Below are 17,924 nucleotides of genomic sequence, written 5' to 3'. Positions count from 1 at the left end.
CTGCTATTTCGCGTGCCCTGAGACCCCAGATTTTTTCAATCACATATCACGACTCTGAGCGCGGCAGGCTAATCGTCTGTCGATCACGCCGGCAGCATGTTTGAATTTTTTGCCAAGCTGCCCGTGAGAGTTCGATGTTTGCCATCTTGGTGAGCTTTTCATCTCGCTCCGTGCCTTCGTTGCTTCACCTCGGATAGCGTCAATAGCCGGAAGCCACCTACTTTCACCCTTACCTTGAGAATTTTCCCAGATGACATCCTGTCCCCAATGCGGCTCAACCAACATCAAAGCCCGCGACGTTGGCAAGAAAGCCGGCGGCGCGATCGGCGCAGCCGCCGGCGCTGCCAGTGGTGCCGCGGCAGTGCTATCCGGCGCAGAAGCAGGCGCAGCGGTCGGCGCGTTCGCCGGCCCTGCTGGCATATTGCTCGGCGGCGTGGCCGGCGCCTTGATGGGCGGGCTGCTTGGCGGCGTCACCGGTTGCGCAGCCGGTGCAGCCGTCGGCGAAGCGCTTGATGAGACCGTGCTTGGCAACGCGCAATGTCTTGACTGCCACCACACGTTCTCCCAAAGGCGTACCTGAGCATCAGACCCGCTGACATTTCCCAGCAAAGCGCTGTCTTTGCATCTTTGCGCTCTTCCGATCGCTTTATACCCCCCCTGCAGCTTTCCCCATTTCCCTACGCAAACCTGCCCGGCATTGGCCGGGCTTTATGCACTTGTCCATTCAAGAAAGGAGTTCACCATGCATCTTGTCCAATCGATGGCCTACGTCAACGCCACCCCGTGGCATGGCCTTGGCAACCAACTCACTCCCAATCAACCTCTCGAGATCTGGGCGGAGCGCGCTGGCATGAACTGGCGTATCGAGGAGTCCGAAGTCCGATTTGTCTCCGGCAACGCGGGACTGGGCGCCATCCACGCCTTCCCCGAACAGAAGGTCCTGTACCGCTCGGACACCAAAATGCCGTTGTCGGTCGTCTCGTCGCGCTATCAAGTTGTGCAGCCGGCCGAGATATTGGAGTTTTACCGCGACCTGACCGAGGTCGGTGGCTTCGAGTTGGAGACCGCCGGCGTACTCAAGGAAGGCCGCAAGCTCTGGGCGCTCGCCAAGACCGGTCAGAGTGCCACGCTCAAGGGCCGCGACAAGGTCAATGGCTACTTGCTGCTGGCCACGGCTTGCGATGGAACGCTGGCGACCACCGCGCAATTCACGTCGGTGCGGGTCGTCTGCAATAACACCCTGTCGATTGCCCTGGGCGACAGCACCGGCGCCGTCAAAGTGCCACACCGCAGCCAGTTTGATGCGCAGGCAGTCAAGCGCCAGCTCGGGATCGCCATCTCGTCCTGGGATGGCTTCATGGCCCGCATGAAGGCGCTCTCCGAATGTCGGGTCAAGGACGACGCCGCCGAAGCGTTCTTCCGGCGCGTACTGACCTATCCCACGGGGAATGTCACCGACCGGCCCACCACCAACCTCAACGACAGCGCGATCAAGACGGTGCAACAGCTCTACGTGGGGCGCGGCAAGGGAGCATTGCTGGCCTCGGCAGACGGTACGGCCTGGGGCTTGGTCAACAGCATCACCGAATATGTGGATCACCACCGCCGCGCGCGCAGCGACGACCACCGGCACGACGCGGCTTGGTTCGGTGCGGGCGCCACGCTCAAGCAGAAGGCGTGGGACGAGGCGATGAAGCTCGTTGCATGAACCTTCTTTCGCCTCTACGGCATAGCCGCCCGATCGGGATGTTCCCGCCGGGCGTTTTTTATTTTGGAGGAACGTATGTCTCAAGCGGTAATGGCCGAGCGCAGCCGGCATCGTCCGGCGCTGCGGCTGGTGGACACCAAAGGATTGAGCCGAGAGGACTGGCTCGCCGTGCGCAAAACCGGCATCGGTGGCTCGGATGCCGCGGCAGCGGTCGGACTCAACCCTTATCAGAGCCAACTGGAATTGTGGCTCGAGAAAACCGGGCGGGATGCGGGCCTGGTAAAGCCCGACCCCATGGACACCACCGAGCCGGTCTACTGGGGCTCACTGCTGGAGCCCATCGTCGCCGCGGCCTATACCCAGCAGACTGGACGGCGGGTGCGCAAGATCAATGCGGTCCTGCGCCATCCCACTGTGCCCTACATGCTTGCCAATCTCGATCGGGAAGTCATCGGCGCACCGGATGTGCAGATCTTAGAGTGCAAGACAGCTGGAGAATTCGGGGCGCGCCTGTGGCGCGAGGGTGTACCGGAGTACGTTCAATTGCAGGTTCAGCACCAGTTGGCGGTGACCGGCAAGCAGGCGGCAGATGTGGCTGTGCTGCTCAGTGGGCAGAAGCTGGAAGTGCATCGGATCGAACGGGACGACGTGCTGATCGGCCAGCTGATCCTGCTGGAATCCAAATTCTGGGGCTGTGTCACCGCCGACACCCCGCCTCCGGCCGATGGCTCGGACTCCGCCGATGCGGCCCTGCGCTGTCTGTACCCGGAGGATAGTGGCCAGACCGTGGATTTCATTGAGGACCGTCCATTGAGCGCGACATTTGCGGATTTGGTGGCCTTGCGCGCCGAGATTGCCTTGCGCGAAGAAGCCGAAGCCCGCCTCAAGCAGACCATCCAGCAGGCCATGGGCGACGCCTCGCGGGCGCAATTCGAATCCGGCGAGGTCACCTTCAAGCGCAGCAAGGATAGCTCCGGCATCGATCTGAAGCGGCTGCTGGCCGACCACCCGCCTCTCCAGACCGCCTATGCCATCACCAAGCCCGGCTCACGCCGATTCCTGATTCACCCTAACGAAGACACCCCATGCTCAAAGGCTTAAGTATCACCCCACCCGTCATTGGTCGGATTTCCATCGGCCGCGTGGTCGAGAAGAACGGTAAGCGTCTGCCCGAGAAGGACGACCAGTTCACCCTGACCAGCCAGGTCCAGGGCCGCGATGGGTGGGTATTGCACCCGCTCGACGAAACGTTGCGCAAGGCCGCCAACAGCAAACTGCGGGCGATTCCCGTGCGCCTACTCTTTAATGACCCGTACCTAAATCTGCGAGCGGAATACTCACTGTTCGATCGCGAGACGGGGCGGCCAGTCTGCGTGGGCAACGGCGAAACCTGTAAGCGGATGGACAACGACGGCTTGGCTACGCTGCCTTGCCCCTCGCCAGACGGCTGCGGCTTCGGCAAGGCTGCCGGCTGCAAGCCCTATGGGCGGCTCAACGTGGTCATCGGCGAAGACGACGAGCTAGGGTCCTTTATCTTCCGGACTACCTCCTACAACTCGATCCGGACTCTGGCTGCGCGCCTGCATTACTTTGGCGCGGTATCGGGTGGGCTGCTGGCCTGCCTGCCACTGGAACTGAAGCTGCGCGGCAAATCGACCACGCAGAGCTATCGGTCTGCCATCTACTACGTCGACCTGGGTGTGCGTGCCGGCAGTACGCTGGAGGACACCATCGCGCAAGCTCGGGAGTTGGATGCTCAGCGCAAAGCGGCCGGCTTCGATCAGGCAGCGCTGGATGAAGCCGCCCGGCTCGGGTTCAGCAATGGCGCGTTCGAGGACAGCCCAGAAGAGGCTGCTGCGGTCGTGGATGAGTTTTACCCCGAAGCCACGCATGGCGGGCCGGAATCGAACGGCGATGGATCGGCCACGGGCGCGGCACCGGCAACGACGCTGCGTGACAAGCTAGACCGGCAAGCAGCGCTGCTCGGAGGCAAGGCAGCATGATGAGCAGTCGCCGCAGTGTCCTGGTGCTGGCGGCGAGTGCGACGGCGACCGCGATCAGCCTGTCCGTGCTGGCTGGATGGCAGCGTGGCGGCTCCCTGCCGGAGCGGTTGGTGTGGGTGACCATCGGTGTGGTGCTGGTTGGCTGCGCACACCTGCTGCCGGCTCTGACCCGGGAGTCGCCCCCAGCGGTACGAGTCGTGGCCACCGCACTGTGGGCGGCCTGCCTGTTCACAACATCGTACGGTCATCTGACATTCTTCCTGCTCGCCCAGCGGCATGCGGGAGAACTGCGCGCGACTGCGCTGCCAGTTACCAAGTCGCAACCTTGCCGCAGTCTTACGGTCGTCATGGCGCAACGGGCCGACGTTACCGGACGACTCGCTGCGGCCAACGCGCAGCGCTGTACCGGCAACTACCCGACGCTGGAAGGCAGGCGCGTCGCGCTGGCCGCGACGCTCGACGCGCTGGAGGCCGAGGCCGACGAAATTCGACGCGGTCAAGTCGCGCAAGACCGGGCAGTGGAGCGGCATGACGCCTTGGTCGCCGATCCGGTCACGACGCGACTGGCGTCGTTACTCGGCACGACTGCTGCGCGTGTCGACTTGCTGTCGGGGTTGACGTTCGCGGCCGTCCTGGAAGGTGTCGCCTGCCTACTATGGACCGTCGCGCTGCGACTAGAGCTACCGTCCGCGGATGTTCCACTGGTCATACCGCCCGTCACCCCCGGTAGTACCCCAGTCGCGCCGAGCCTCAAGCCGGAGCTAGGCAGTCACGAGCCTGTGACTGCAGCCGTCACGCCGCAGTCTTCTCCAACCCCTGCCAGTCATGCCGGCAAAGTGGAGGACCTGACGCGACTGCGCCAAGCCGTCGCGGCCGGTGAACTGCGTCCGACCGTCACCGGCATCCGCCGCCATCTGGGCTGCTCCCAGGCCAAGGCATCGGCGTTGCGCCGCCAGCTTGCATCCCTGGCTAGCATTTCGTAGTCCGCCCGGCGACCCTCCCGACGCTGGACGCCTTTTCCTGGCATGCAAATGACCTCACTCGCGCATCCGGCTCGCCCGGAGGACCGCGTTCGTTCTCATGTTTCACATCCCCTGGAGATAAACCAAGCAACAGACTCACCTCGCGACCGATCGCGCCCTGCCGGCCGAAGCGGCGTGCTCGACGGTAGCCTTTACCCCTCGTTTCGCACCCGGCCACGTGCTGGCCACCCCCGCGGCCCTGGCGGCGCTCGCCCAGGCCAACGTCACTCCTCAGTCCCTGCTGCGGCGCCATTTGTGCGGCGACTGGGGTGATCTCGATGAACTGGACCGCCAGCAGAACAATTTTGCGCTCGCGATGAGTGCGCGGCTGTTGTCGAGTTACGCGCTGCCCGGAGGCGGGAAGATCTGGGTCATCACCGAGGCCGACCGCTCGGTGACAACCGTACTGCTGCCGGAGGACTATTGACATGGCGACGGCCCACCTGCCATCAAGACTGCGCACGCCTGCTCGCGTCATGCTCGGCAGCGTCTTCGTCTCGTTGGGGGCGCTCACTGCGCTGAGCGCCGCTCGCATCCCGCTTGTCCACTTCCTAATTCGCCATGCACGCGGTGATTGGGGCCAGATCAGCGACGAAGATTGGCAACGAAACGAATGCGCGCTGGCAACCGGAGATCACCTGCTGTCCAGCTATTTGCTACCGACCGGACAAAAGATCTGGGTACAGACAACAGGGGACCGGGCCGTGACGTTCGTACTGCTTCCCGTGGAGCAAATGAGCTTACCCCGCTTCTCGAGGCATGCACTGCAAGCCTAGCCCACTTTAGCGACGCGCCAGCCGCGCAGCCAGGCGTTCGACGATCTCCACCACCATGGTTCGGTCGTGATGACTCAGCTTTGAGAGTTGCCGCATTAAGTAATTGGCTTGGTCGCTGGATCGGTTGCTGGCCTCGGTCAGCAGATCAGAAGTCTCGCACTGGAAGATCTCGGCCAATTCGACAAGTCGCCCGATGGTCGGCATGACTACGCCCCGCTCAATGCGCGACACCGCTTCGTTACCGATCCCCAGTTGTTCCGCGACCTGCTCCTGCGTCAAGTTGGCGGCAACGCGTTGCCTCGCAATCGCCCGTCCCACCACGCCGGCCAGCTGATCCATGTCCACCTTGCGCATGCCCTCTCCCATTCAACCGGAATGGTTGGGCATCGCCTCATTGACATGAAGTGCTTTTTGGGTTGAATTTCAACCTATTTAGTCGTTAACAGTTTGGATGAGTTGCCGGTACGGGACCATCAACCTCCTTAGCCAGTCACCAAAAAATGAAGAAAAATCAAATGAATTCAGATATTTACGGGGTTACCCCCAAAAGCAACGAACGAAAAACAAGACTCAAGGCCATTGCCCATGCATTTGGCCTGGGCGTCGGTAGCGCCACGCTTCTGACGCTGGGTGGGTGCGGCGGCGGCGATAGCACCACCAGCCCAGCCGCGACACCCTCCAATCCCCCGGCGCAATCCACCTCGATCACCGGCAAGGCCATCGACGGCTACCTCGTCAACGCCAAAGTCTGTTTCGATGACGGCCAGGGCGGCTGCGATGCGTCGCTACCCACGACGATGACCGATGGAACTGGCAGCTACACGCTTGATGCGCCACGCGATGCGGTGGGCCGGCAGATCAACGTCATCGTGACACCGCAGACCTCGGATCTCTCGAATCCCGGCGTGCCGTTTAACTCGACCTTCACGCTGTCGGCGGTCGTAACTGGCGGGAGCCAGAACATCACGCCACTCACCACCCTGGTCGTCTCGCAGGTGAAGGCCGGCCACACTCAGGCGGAAGCTCTACAGGCAGTCCAAAACCTCACTGGGTCTACCTCGACCGATCCTGGCGCTGATTACATTGCCGTCCGTGACACGAATACGACGGCGATCGCGGCCAGCATGGTCAGTCACATGACTACGCTGAGTGGTCAAGGCCCGATCTCGTGGGCACAAGTGCAGGCCACCATGAACGCCTATGCCGCTAAAGGAAGTATCGATGGCGTCCAACAGGCGGACATCAATGCCCAGCTCGCCAACCTGGCACTCAGTACTGCGGTCGACGCAGCCACTGCATTGGCCGACCCGCTTTACACGGTCAATGGTGACCTCATGCAGCATGTCATCGGGCAGCCACCCACGTTCGGACTCTCGCCAATCCGGGAGAATTTCACGCTCTCGGGTTCTACCCTTTCCGTCGTGCAGGAGGCACAAAGCAACGGTAGCTGGTCGCCCGCAACGCCCATTGGCAGCTATGACGCCTTTTTCAGCAGTTCGTGGATTTCCCTGAGCGGGGGTGTCGGCAATTACGAGATGAAAGCAGATTGAGCTTGCCCCCGCAAAACGAATCCCTTGCTGAGGTTAAACTGAAGCAAGGAGAGATGTGATGACAAGCAAGACAAAGCGGGCGCAGTACACGCTGGAATTCAAGCTGGAAGCGGTACGGCTGGTGAAGAGCGGGCAGAGCATGGCAGTGGTTAGCGCGACCCTGGGCATCAGAGCGCAGACGCTGCATAACTGGGTCAAGGCGGAGCGGGAAGGCAAGCTGACTGGTGCGGGTATGAAGCCGGTCAGCCCGGAGCAGATGGAGCTGGCCCGGCTTCGGGCGGAGGTGGCGCGCTTGAAGATGGAGCGCGATATTTTAAAAAAAGCCGCAGCATACTTTGCGAAGGAGTCGGTGTGAGGTATGCGTTCATCGAGCGAAACCGACGTTACTGGCCGGTCTCGGTCCTGTGTGAGCTGTTAGGGGTCAGCCCCAGCGGCTATCACCAGCGCAAGCAACGCACAGTAAGCACCGACAGGCCAGATAGAGGCCGACTCAGTGACGATGCCTTGTTGGCCCACATCAAGGCGATTCACGCCGGGGTCAAGGGGGAGTACGGCTGGCCGCGCATGTGGAAGGAACTGCTGGCGCGTGGGGTGCGGGTGGGCAAGGAGCGTGTTCGCAAGCTGATGGCGCTGCACGGCATCCGTGCCCGCCACAAGCGCAAGTACATCGCGACAACCAACTCGAACCACGATTTGCCGGTGGCCCCCAATCTGCTGCAACGCGACTTTAGCCCAGCAGCACCCAATCAAGTCTGGACGAGCGACATAACCTATGTGGCGACCGCCGAAGGCTGGCTCTACCTGGTGGTCATCATCGACCTGTTCAGCCGGCAGGTGGTTGGCTGGTCGATGCAACCACACATGAAGGCCGAATTGGTCACGGACGCGCTGCGCATGGCCTGGTTCCGGCGCCGCCCGGAAGCCGGTGTGATTGTGCACACCGACCGGGGAAGCCAGTATTGCAGCCATCTGTTTCAAGACGCCCTGAAGGCGTATGGCATGCGCTCGTCAATGAGCCGCAGGGGCGATTGCTGGGACAACGCGCCGACTGAGAGTCTGTGGGGGTCGTTGAAGGTCGCTCGCCTGCACGGTCGCCAGTTCGCTACCCGCCGCGCCGCAATGGACGAGGTAATTGACTGGCTTGGCTTTTATAATGCCAGCCGACTCCACTCGACGCTGGGCTACGTCAGCCCCATGACGTTCGAGAAAAACTGGTCCGCAGCTCAGCAACACCGGGCTGCCTAATTCCCTCGGTTATGGGATTCGTGGAACAGGGGCAAGGTCAGATGGCACCTGGTCGAATTGGTTGACAGCCAGCCAGACGCATCCGTCGCTTGCGCTGTCTTCGGTGGGTTCGAAACTGATGGGTACCGACCCCAATACCGGCAACACGGTCTCAGTGTCGTACCGAACAATGGATGTGAGTGGTCAGCCGCTGTCGACCGGTCTCCAGATCGATTACCGCAATCCAGTGCGCCGCTCCATGACAGGCACATTCACGCCTGGCACCATGGCCTATCTCGCCACGATCTCTTATAGCAACGACCGTCTGGTCCTGACCAGTCAAGGCTTTGGCCTGCCTTGGATCAATGGTGACACGGACTACACCGCTAATGGCGGCAGCAGCCCTATCCAATACAGCTTGGGTGATCGTGCTCAGGCCTACACGGCCGTGGCTCAGGCGGTTGGTACACAAACCGATATCGGAGGCGGCTGTGTGTTGCTGAACATCATGGCCAATGGCTTAGTAGAAGTAGACAAGAGCAACAATGCGGGCTGCAACTACGCCAACTATCCGCTGCGCCTTCCAGTCGTTGGTAGCTGGTCCAGCTACGATCGGAACCCTTCCGTAATGACGATCAGCCTGCCGAAGTCGATTGGTGCGGCCAACGTCCCGATCAACGACGAGATCAAGAACGTCATCAATGCTGGTGGCGCTCTCGTGGTGGCGCTAAAGGATAGCAAGCTGCTGATGGGCTATATGCAACCGGCCAGCGCGCCGACCACGGTGGCGCAGTTCCGCGCTGACGTGACTGACGTCATCGCGGCATCCATGCGAGCAGCTGCTATCCGGATCGGTCAACAGCAGAACCCTTAGTAGACGCAAGGAATATTCCTAGCAGGAAAGAAGCCGGCGTCCCCTGAGGGATGCCGGCTTCTTATATCCATGGCAGCCCTGGTTTGCCTCCGGGTCCACTGCATTTCCTCAAAATTTTTGCCTTTTCAATTCCTCCATCATGAAAATTTATCGTTATCTGACTATTCTGAGTGTCGCGCCGGTGCTGGTGGTGTCAGCTTGCGGCAAGAATGAGGTCCTGGACTTCCGCAACGCCACGATCGTCAACGGCAAGGTCTATGCGGTCGGCGCAAATGAGCCTTTTTTTGGAGCGCTCACCAACGTCCCGGCTAGCGTGCTCCTGACGCAGCAGCAGGGTTTCCGGCTGACCAGTAAGCTTGCTGGCATCGCGCTTTCTGATGCCCTCTCCGCGGGCGATGACAACGCACGGTCAGTTTTTAGAGAGTCGGGAGCCGGAGCGCTGGCGTATGGGGCATTGTGCAATGCTCGGATTCGCGATGGCCTGCCTGACGGCAAAGCGGTTTGCAAGGAGCCGCAATCTGACATCGTTCGAATGGACATGTCGTTCAACGAGGGCGCGCTGGACGATTCATTGCGGCTCTATGGCGGGCAACGCGACAGCGGTCTGATCATGGACGTGACCTTCCAAAATGGGCAGCCAGATGGCACTCAGCAAGTCTATAGCTGGGCCAATCACAAACTCATTCACACCTTTCCGTGGGACAAGGGCGTCCCTTCCGGCACTGAGGATGGGTTCGACGCCAATACCGGTGCGCGTGTCAAGCGCGCAAAGTTCGTGAACGGCAAGTACGAGGGCGAAGTCCTGCATTACTCGCCCGATGGCAAGCAGCTCACGATCAAGGCGACCTACGCACAAGGCAACCTCAACGGACCGTACAAGGAATGGGACGCAAACGGGACGCTAATAGCTGACAAAACCTATGCTAACGGTATCGAAGTAGGGCCGAATGGGTCGCCCTTGGAGGACTGCGTACAGTCATGGGAAAAGGCAGCGGAGGCTATACGGTCGGCGTATGCAACGAGAGGTCTCGACCGCGGCGCGCCGGCCTTGACTCCTGCAGATCAACGACCAGCATGGGAAGCTGCCTGTCGTGAAGGGCGCCACCCGAATCCGTCAGATGCCGCCAATGCAGAGCAGGTAGCGAGCAAAGCTGAGGCAGATGCCAAGCAATGTGTATCCGTCAAGAGAGCGGCTTACGAAAGCAGTCACGGTGAGCGGGTACTCACGGACGCACAGATCATGGAGATTCGGGATGAATGCTACAGTGCGTCATCTGCGACATTACATTAGCCCTTGGCATCAGATGATGCGGTGAAGTCGATCGTGATTACGGCACGGGAAAACCAGACTTCGATCACCCGGCACGGGGCTAACCTCACGGTAGCGGCCTCAGCAGAGATCGCCGGGCGGTAGAGTGAACCCATTGCAAGGAACGGCGAACCGCTGGAATGCCACTGGCAAGTTGGTCTACGCACTTCAATATCAAGACGGCGAGTTGCTGGGTATGCACCGAGTGCGTGAATGATCGGGCTCAATCCTACTAACGCGCTCCAGTGGTCAATCGGGAGGCTGGACGCAGCGGGATGAGGGGGATGCATGATGCCGATTGGGCAAGCATGTCGTCTGAGTACAGATTCAACAGTCAACGCGGCAGCGTTCCCCTGCATGTCCGCGGACGATACTTGGGCGCTACGCGGTCGGCTGCAACCTGCAGTGCTTGTCAGCACGGTGTTGCGCGCTACCCGTTCTCCATGCGCCTCATGCCCCTCACCTCGCTTTCGGGGTGGGGGGCCAGGTCGTGGCCCATTCTTTTTGGAATTTCGCCGCCTGACCGGGTGTGCTGAGGGTCTCATAACCCTTCTCGGCCATCGACCAATAGATGAGCGAACGGCAGAGTCCGGAAGGCGCCGATCCGCTCAAGGAGCTCGGCCGGCGGCTACCGGGCCAGAAGCCGACCTTGATTTGTCGCCAGTGAATGACCGATCAAGGCTGCGATGCGAACATCTCAAGCTTGGGTCGCAGACACTACGGCTTCCGCGTGGCAATCTGAGACAGCAAGGACAGCCAGGTCATCGAAATATTCAAGCCCATAGCCCCTACGGTTACATCGGATCAATGTGCTGCGCTCTCACTCGTGAGAATGCCTTTTTGCACTGCCCAAGCGCAGATCCGTACCGCTCGCTCTCGTGGCAACACCCGCGACCACCGGTCGATGAGCTCGGGGTAGGAGCGAGCACCCTTTACCACTCGCAGCAAAGGCGCAAGCTCGACTCCATCAGCGAAGACAACCGAGTCCTCGAGGCTTGAATAGACCACAGCTCCTCGTGCCTCGATGTGATCTTCCAGAGCACACGGCATGTTCTTGATGACGACGCCAGTTGCTATGTGAGGAACGCCGAGCAGTACCAGGGCAATCTTTCCCTGATCGACCGGCGTCAGGTCCTTCGAGGTATCCAGAATAACGGACCGCTCAGAGCCCCGCATCTTCCAGAAGGCTCCCTCGGGCCAACGCCAGGCGCTCGCATAGTGCTTGCCCGTCCATGAGAGATGCCTAGTGCAGGTGTCGTTCAGTTTTGCAGAGAGAAATTCCTTTGCGACATCCTGATCGCTGGGGCTCTTGATGACTGTATTGACGGCGAGCGCGGCTTGCAAAGCGAAGCGCATGGACTTCTCCACCCCACTGGATGAGAGCGGGTCCAACCCGAGTGCACTATCGCCCAACTTCCAGTGGCCGTCTTGAAGCCAATCCTCGCAGACGTACGAGCCCGCATCGCAGCCCCCCCTCGAAGACCCCGGCATCTCCAAGTTGCCCCAGATACGCGCTCGACGCGAGCATGGCACTGAGTGCGCGTTGCGGGTCGCCAGGCCAGCGCAGATGCACTTGCCCAGGGTCGCCAAACGCAGTCACATGCAGCGCCTGCCCTGGCTGACGTGCCGCCCATACCCAGCCGTCGTCAAGGGCCTCCACAAGCATTTCGCATTCGATGCCCGCGACAACTTCAAAGCTCGCCGAAATCGCTATAAGCGAAGGACCAAGTTGCTTACGCTTGGCCGCGCGAGGGCGACCAGTCGCCTCAAGGACGTGTTTCGCCAGGACTACTCGTTCAAAGCCATCGTGCGCGTATCGGATCAGTTGCTGCTCTCCGCTCGATTCAATTGCAATCATGCGGGATGAAGGGCGAAACAGCACGCCATGCGCCAGAGCGGCTTCTGCTAGCTCCTTGTCGAAGCGATGGCGTTGTACCAGCAAGCTCGCTTCCCCGGCCTTGGGCTCCCGCGTCACGGCGTCGTGGGTGGCCCATGCTACGCGATGTCTGTGGACTAGCGTGGCGCCGGCATCTGCGAGTACGCCATCGGCTCTCAGGTATCGCAAGATATCCGCCACGCCGGGCGTCAGAGCTTCCACTCTAGAGGGGCGCGGTCGAACTCGGTGAAGCACGAGAACACTGCGGCCCAACTGGCGCAGGCGAATCGCTGCCGTCAAGCCAGCAGGTCCTGCTCCGACCACGGCAACATCGAACTTATCGGTCAAAGCGCTGCTCCCGCGGGTCTTCGAGCACATTGGCTCGACTCTGGAGCCGCCGCAATCTAGCGTACGCCTGGATGGTGTAGTGCAGCCATCCTCTGATGTACTCGCAAGCGCTTCGCCCGCGGGCGAGTACCTCGTGGTGACAGCCACCGCCGCAGAGATACCGCGCCCAGCATTGGTTGCATGGGAGTTGCTGACCGACATGGCGTTCTTGGAGCCAGATCCTGCGGCGCGCCATATCCACCCCGCCCGCGACGGATCCGAAGCCCACGTCTTTGTTACCGACGAAGCGATGACATGCGGCCAGGTCGCCATCAGCGGAGACGCCGAAGTACCCCACGCCTGCACCGCAGGGATATGGACGATGCGTCCCGCGCTCCAACTCCTCGAGGGCGTTGATCATGTTCAAAAATGGATAGCGCAGCCCCCGCAGTTCGTGCTCCTCGTAAGCCAGTCCGCAGTCGATCATCTCGGCAAGCATATGCTTCAACTCAGGGGTGTCCATTTCATTCTTGCCATTGGGCGCATGCAGCAGCGGAGAGAAGCCAACGCTGTGGAAACCGTTGGCAACGAAGTTGTCCAGCACACGCCTCAAGCCGCTGTTGAACGGCGTGACCGTCACGCGAGCGGACACCTGCATGCGCCGCTGCCTTTCAAGCAGCGGTTGAATACGCCGCATGATGAGGTCATAGGACCCTGCCCCGCCAACGAACGGACGAAGGCGGTCGTGTTCTGGCTGCAAGCCATCAAGGCTTACAGTCACCGCGAAGCCATGGTCCTCAAAAAAGTCGGCGTCTTCCTTCGTGAGCAAGGTGCCATTGGTGGTTACTGAAAACCCAATGGTCACCCCGCGTTGGGCTGCCTCGGCTGCAGCGAACAAGGTCGTCTCCTGGAGCACGCTTCGGTTGCGCAGCGGCTCGCCGCCCATGAATGCGAGGTTCACGTGATCGCCGCTGGTTGTTTCCTCAAGCAGCAAGCGAACCGAGTCCAAGCTCGTCGAAATTGGCATGTCCTTCGGAGGCTCACCAAAACCACCCTGCTCCGCGTAGCAGTAGGCGCAACCGAGGTTGCACTTCTGGGCGACTGCGAGCGACAGTGCGCGTACCGGAGGGTCGTCCGCTGGCACGGGGATTGTGGGCCAAGCCTCTACGCCAAGATCATTAAGCAACTCAGCTACCGCCGGGCTGCCGCAGCCCATCGCCTGCCGCATTTCCAAAAGTGTGGCCCCATCAAGCTCGTACAGGCGACTGCCATCAACGACAAACAGCTGACTCTGGTCGCCTTCAGACACTACGTGCACCTCGCGGTGCGACGGTCGAGAGGCCTTCAGTATCTCAAGCGTCAGGTCATTGACAAGGCGTCTGCGCTTGGTGATGTCGAGTTCCATCACTCGACATCGCGCCCGCGGACGACGAATCGCAACTGGCTCTCCCACTCTTTGAAAAGATCATCATAGGTCAGCAGTCGCGGGTCGACTCGATCGTCTGGGATGTAGGTTCCACTTCGCCCCTTGGCCATCCACGTGTCGCCGCTACTCTGTCCAGCAGCGCCAGGATCGATGTTGACGAAATCCGGGCGGCTTGCAGCCCAGTAGTAACAGGCGCACTCGCGGTAATCGTTCTGCCAGGGCGAGCACAAGCCGTGTGTCAACTCGCCGGGCTGGAGCATGTCCGAAGATATTGCTGCTGAGTCACCGACCAGGAAGTTCCGCATTTTTAGCTTCACCACCACGAATGTGTCGTCGTCCTTAGGTAGTGCCTCCTGCTTGCTCTGCTCAGCGGTGAAAATGCATTCGACGATCTGCCCCTGCTTGGCCAATATCCTTGCGACTGAGTTGGACCACTCCATGAAGGCCACCGCGTCAGGGTTCAAGCCAGTGCCAAGGGGGTTATCTCCACTTGCGGGCATCGCAGGGCCATGTGTCACCACAACCGTGTCGAGACCGTCAATCTTCAGCAACCTGTGACCAACCAGGTGTTCGAGCTTCTTGTCTTCCGCCGCAACAACGTAGTTGTTGTTTTCGAGCAGGACAATGCCTTCAAAGGTGCGCCGCCAAAGGTTGCGAAAATCCGTCTCAAGGCCTGGAAAGCAGTTTGAAATCGCAGACCGAGGGAGAACAGAGGCGGGGTTTCCAGTCCCCCGATAGTGCAGTTGGGCCGTCCGATTCGCGGCCTTAAGCTTCTCGCTCATTTTGCTCACCCTCGTGCTTGGCGGGATCAACTCTGAACATCGCTTTGGCAGCCGCGCGCGTGACGATGTCAATCTGGCGCCGCGTAAGCGTCAGCGCGCGAGCATCTGCGCCGCGCATCATCGCCGGCATCTTCCGACGCCCATTGCTCGTGAGATCACCTATCTCTTCGGGACGTCGCAGCACTTCGCCAAACCAAGCTGCTGTGCCCGAACTGAGCGTACTGAAGACACGACGGTGCAACTGTTGCAAGGCCAGGTTGTCTACAATGGCCGCTGCAGCGATTGGCTCGTAGTCGCGATGGTAGTCGTTGGCGTCCTGCGCGGACATCGTGCTCGCAACACGCTGTCGCCCATAGACCGGATTGCCATTCATGACCGTTGTATTGAGAAGACGAATGGTTTCCAATGACCGGCGAACGATGTCCTCTGCCTCGTCGATCGAGATCTCTTCTTCCTCGACCTTGGGGCCCAGCATGATCTGCTCCAGTTCGTCTGAGATGACTCTCACAGGCAAGGTGTCCGGTGCAAAGGTCGGAGGCCCCGCGCAGATGTGGCTGACTGCCACAAGGCAGGCACCATCAGCGCGCTTCAATGTCACACGGACGTAGCCGTCGCACTCGTCATCGAGATAGCCCCAGCTATGCTGGAGACCGTCAGCATCACCGTAGCCGGCATATATCGATCCGGGGTTCGTGGTAACCGGAGAGTCGGAAGGGTCGGCGTACCCTAGCCACTTGCCCTTCTTCGCGTCGTAGATGATTCGGTCCCAGCCTTCCCCGACAACAACCGGATCGGCTTCTGCCTTACCCGTCCCGGTCATCCTCGTCGGACTCGCGCCGTACACTAAACCTTTTGCAGGAGTGAACCGCAGCCTCAGATTCGGTTCCTCCTTGGTGGGGCGAATGACCTGGATATGGCCGAGGGGCAACGTGCGTCCCGCCAGCAGGTTGGGACCAGTCCCTTCGAGGGGCGTTCGAGCGTAGTTTTCTTGTAGTCGAATTGAGGCCGTGATCTTGTCGCCGACATCCTCAGTGCGCCGATAGGCCTTGTTGTTGGCGACTTCCACCTCCCAGGTCACCGCCTCCAGAGAAAGTCCTTCGGCCGCAAGAAGCTCCGGCGTCACAGGCACAAGATCTTCTGGACTGCTGTCCAGAACCGCGAACACCTCGATGAACGGAGCAACAGGATATATCCGCTTCTTGGCGTCTTTGAATCTGACGCTGTCAGGGACATAGGTCCTGACGATTTCTCCGGAATTGACGTCCACCTCAAATGTCGTGGCGGGTACTATCTGTCGATAGTCCAGCGGATCCTCTGGCGACACAACAAGGTCGTACGCGACTAAGGGTTCCTCAGCACTACCAAGGCGGCCGATGGCGAGGGGCGGGAGCAACCGGAGCTCGGTAATCATGCTGCCTCCCTGTGTGCGTGTAGCACTTTGGCAATGATTGCCTTCACCTGGTCGTCGGTATTAAGGGAAGTCCTCAGGAACAGCTTCCCGTTCTCACTGGTCACAGACTCCAACTCTTTCATCAAAGCACCCGCCGCGTTAAGCACGTCCAGATGCGCTTGCCAACGATCGGAAGCAAAGCTGGGCAGTTGAAGCGTGTAGGGCATCTGGAACGGGGGAGCCGCTGAAAGTGCACCACCATCCGCGCTCAGCGGCAGGCGCATCAGGAGATCTGAGATGGCTCGCAGGTTGTACATCTCACCAAAAGCCGCGTTAATTAGCATGCCCCGATTCGCACCATGACTGGTAGCTGCGCTGCCGCGTTCGTGAAAACTGTGCTCCAAGAGTGCGAGCAGCATGCGATACCGAAGGTTATGAAGCTGCGCCCACAACACCGCCTCGGGATACGTAATGGGAGATAGCGTCTCTTCGCCGGTGTATTCGCTGCCGGGCTCGACGTCCTCGCTCCATGAGACATATGGGTTTGTGGCCACGGGTAGCGCGTAGGAAATACCTGCCGGCGCTTTCGACATCTCTTTGTAGACCTGAACAAACCGTGTGAAATGCGAAGGTGCGGCGTCTGCCTCGGTAGCTGGCGCCTCGCCTTGCTCAGCAATCCTCTTGAGAGCCGCTATGGCCTCGGCACGCGACCATAGAGGTTTAATGATGAGGTTGGGCGTTCCGGGCGGGTTTGCGCCGCTTGCGTTTCCCCTCTTTCCAGCCTCGTAGCCACGCCCCCACTCACTAAAGTCGGCTTGATATTCGGTGGTCGCTGGTTGGAAGACGCTGTCTGGCAATGCGTCAGCGTCAGAAATACGGTCAATCAACTCGGCGAAGAGATCTCCAACCCGTCGAGGGTTCGGGACGGTTTCCTTCACGCGTGCCCTAATTTCATCTGCAAGCGGTCCGTGCCAGTCCTTTGGCGCCTCTGCGAATATGTATTTCGCCAGCGAATCCAGGGTCAGCGGTTCCAGGGCAAACGGAAATGGGTAGAAAGGCGTGCTCCAAGGATAGTCTTCTCGTTCGAAGCACATCGGCGAGCCGATCAGTCTCAGCACGTTCTGGACAGTGATGAGATGCCCCATCTCCTCCTTTGCAATGCCCAAAATGATCTCGCGCCAGGTGCGGACTTGGTCGCGCATGGCTTCCGGCACCTGCGGGCCGCCAAGCGTGTACGCGGCGTACAGGTACTGCACCATCAAACCGTGCTCAATCTGCGCGTCCATGTGCAGGAGAAAAGTCACGTAGTCGCGCGGAGAAAACTCGTGCTCGAATGGGCCCGTGGGTCTTGGCGCAGCAGCGGCGCCTGACGCTCCATCTAGGGCAGCCGCAAGAAACTTGACGTCGCTCGCCGTTCGCGACGCAAACGAAGGAAAAGAGCCGATGTGGCGGCGCAAAGAGAATCGCATCCTTCCCCCCTCGCTATTATTGTTGCTCCCCCGTCAACCCCGTCCAGTACCACGTGCATCATCTTGGCCGAGCGCTGCCCGAACACAAGTCAGCGGCTCGAATGGGGTGGCGCTACCGAGGAACCGCGTGCATTTACGGGGGGAGATTAGTACAACCGCAACTTGCAGCAACTCCACCAAAAGTTGGA

The 17,924-nt window shown here is 60.3% G+C and carries 18 protein-coding genes; 11 read left to right on the top strand and 7 right to left on the bottom strand.

Annotated features, from left to right (window positions below):
• Positions 1 to 250: 250 nt before the first annotated feature.
• From EPAKOI_RS05425 to EPAKOI_RS05395, 7 genes are all read left to right on the top strand, one after another.
• Positions 251 to 580 (top strand): hypothetical protein, encoded by a 330-nt coding sequence (locus EPAKOI_RS05425; RefSeq protein ID WP_423193172.1) that lies wholly within the window; start codon positions 251 to 253, stop codon positions 578 to 580.
• Between the two features lie 162 nt (positions 581 to 742).
• Entirely contained in the window at positions 743 to 1,708 is a 966-nt protein-coding gene (locus EPAKOI_RS05420; RefSeq protein ID WP_423193171.1) for a DUF932 domain-containing protein, read from the top strand.
• 75 nt (positions 1,709 to 1,783) lie between these two features.
• Positions 1,784 to 2,809 carry a YqaJ viral recombinase family protein gene (locus EPAKOI_RS05415; RefSeq protein ID WP_423193170.1) on the top strand — a complete coding sequence of 342 codons (1,026 nt, stop codon included), beginning with the start codon at positions 1,784 to 1,786 and terminating at the stop codon, positions 2,807 to 2,809.
• Positions 2,794 to 3,711, top strand: coding sequence for a hydrolase or metal-binding protein (locus EPAKOI_RS05410; protein ID WP_423193169.1), 918 nt, complete (start codon positions 2,794 to 2,796; stop codon positions 3,709 to 3,711). The genes EPAKOI_RS05415 and EPAKOI_RS05410 overlap by 16 nt, the downstream gene beginning before the upstream one ends.
• Positions 3,711 to 4,694, top strand: a complete 984-nt coding sequence (locus tag EPAKOI_RS05405) for a hypothetical protein (protein WP_423193483.1) — start codon at positions 3,711 to 3,713, stop codon at positions 4,692 to 4,694. The genes EPAKOI_RS05410 and EPAKOI_RS05405 overlap by 1 nt, the downstream gene beginning before the upstream one ends.
• A 217-nt stretch (positions 4,695 to 4,911) precedes the next feature.
• Complete coding sequence (locus EPAKOI_RS05400) at positions 4,912 to 5,160, top strand: hypothetical protein (RefSeq protein WP_423193168.1); 249 nt, start codon at positions 4,912 to 4,914, stop codon at positions 5,158 to 5,160.
• Between the two features lies 1 nt (position 5,161).
• Positions 5,162 to 5,509 carry a hypothetical protein gene (locus EPAKOI_RS05395; protein ID WP_423193167.1) on the top strand — a complete coding sequence of 116 codons (348 nt, stop codon included), beginning with the start codon at positions 5,162 to 5,164 and terminating at the stop codon, positions 5,507 to 5,509.
• 6 nt (positions 5,510 to 5,515) lie between these two features.
• Here the strand turns inward: EPAKOI_RS05395 and EPAKOI_RS05390 are convergent, their stop codons facing one another.
• Entirely contained in the window at positions 5,516 to 5,863 is a 348-nt protein-coding gene (locus EPAKOI_RS05390; protein ID WP_423193166.1) for a helix-turn-helix domain-containing protein, read from the bottom strand.
• A 146-nt stretch (positions 5,864 to 6,009) separates the two neighbouring features.
• Here EPAKOI_RS05390 and EPAKOI_RS05385 point away from each other — a divergent pair, with 146 nt between their 5' ends.
• The 4 genes from EPAKOI_RS05385 to EPAKOI_RS05370 all read left to right on the top strand — a co-directional run bounded on the left by EPAKOI_RS05385 (position 6,010) and on the right by EPAKOI_RS05370 (position 10,448).
• The gene (locus EPAKOI_RS05385) at positions 6,010 to 7,059 is read left to right on the top strand and encodes a hypothetical protein (RefSeq protein ID WP_423193165.1); all 1,050 of its coding nucleotides are present in this window, start codon (positions 6,010 to 6,012) and stop codon (positions 7,057 to 7,059) included.
• A gap of 58 nt (positions 7,060 to 7,117) precedes the next feature.
• Positions 7,118 to 8,304, top strand: a protein-coding gene (locus EPAKOI_RS05380; RefSeq protein ID WP_085960481.1) for an IS3-like element ISRme13 family transposase whose coding sequence is annotated in 2 segments (ribosomal slippage) — positions 7,118 to 7,373 and positions 7,373 to 8,304 — 1,188 coding nt in all. Because the reading frame shifts where the segments join, the coding sequence is not laid out codon by codon here.
• Between the two features lie 61 nt (positions 8,305 to 8,365).
• Positions 8,366 to 9,157, top strand: a complete 792-nt coding sequence (locus EPAKOI_RS05375) for a hypothetical protein (protein WP_423193164.1) — start codon at positions 8,366 to 8,368, stop codon at positions 9,155 to 9,157.
• A 139-nt stretch (positions 9,158 to 9,296) separates the two neighbouring features.
• Entirely contained in the window at positions 9,297 to 10,448 is a 1,152-nt protein-coding gene (locus EPAKOI_RS05370) for a toxin-antitoxin system YwqK family antitoxin (RefSeq protein ID WP_423193163.1), read from the top strand.
• A gap of 822 nt (positions 10,449 to 11,270) precedes the next feature.
• Here the strand turns inward: EPAKOI_RS05370 and EPAKOI_RS05365 are convergent.
• The 6 genes from EPAKOI_RS05365 to EPAKOI_RS05340 are packed head-to-tail and all read right to left on the bottom strand — an operon-like array spanning position 11,271 to position 17,571.
• Positions 11,271 to 11,822 (bottom strand): hypothetical protein, encoded by a 552-nt coding sequence (locus EPAKOI_RS05365; protein WP_423193162.1) that lies wholly within the window; start codon positions 11,820 to 11,822, stop codon positions 11,271 to 11,273.
• Between the two features lie 46 nt (positions 11,823 to 11,868).
• Entirely contained in the window at positions 11,869 to 12,720 is an 852-nt protein-coding gene (locus EPAKOI_RS05360; protein ID WP_423193161.1) for an FAD-dependent monooxygenase, read from the bottom strand.
• Positions 12,680 to 14,074, bottom strand: a complete 1,395-nt coding sequence (locus tag EPAKOI_RS05355) for a radical SAM protein (protein ID WP_423193160.1) — start codon at positions 14,072 to 14,074, stop codon at positions 12,680 to 12,682. The genes EPAKOI_RS05360 and EPAKOI_RS05355 overlap by 41 nt, the downstream gene beginning before the upstream one ends.
• Entirely contained in the window at positions 14,074 to 14,877 is an 804-nt protein-coding gene (locus EPAKOI_RS05350; RefSeq protein ID WP_423193159.1) for a hypothetical protein, read from the bottom strand. The genes EPAKOI_RS05355 and EPAKOI_RS05350 overlap by 1 nt, the downstream gene beginning before the upstream one ends.
• The gene (locus EPAKOI_RS05345; protein ID WP_423193158.1) at positions 14,861 to 16,288 is read right to left on the bottom strand and encodes a hypothetical protein; all 1,428 of its coding nucleotides are present in this window, start codon (positions 16,286 to 16,288) and stop codon (positions 14,861 to 14,863) included. The genes EPAKOI_RS05350 and EPAKOI_RS05345 overlap by 17 nt, the downstream gene beginning before the upstream one ends.
• Positions 16,285 to 17,571, bottom strand: a complete 1,287-nt coding sequence (locus tag EPAKOI_RS05340; protein WP_423193157.1) for a ferritin-like domain-containing protein — start codon at positions 17,569 to 17,571, stop codon at positions 16,285 to 16,287. The genes EPAKOI_RS05345 and EPAKOI_RS05340 overlap by 4 nt, the downstream gene beginning before the upstream one ends.
• Positions 17,572 to 17,924: the final 353 nt, after the last annotated feature.

The organism is Cupriavidus sp. H18C2 (genome assembly GCF_049393795.1).
Lineage (GTDB): Bacteria > Pseudomonadota > Gammaproteobacteria > Burkholderiales > Burkholderiaceae > Cupriavidus > Cupriavidus pauculus_C.
This window is presented reverse-complemented; position numbering and strand designations above follow the sequence as displayed.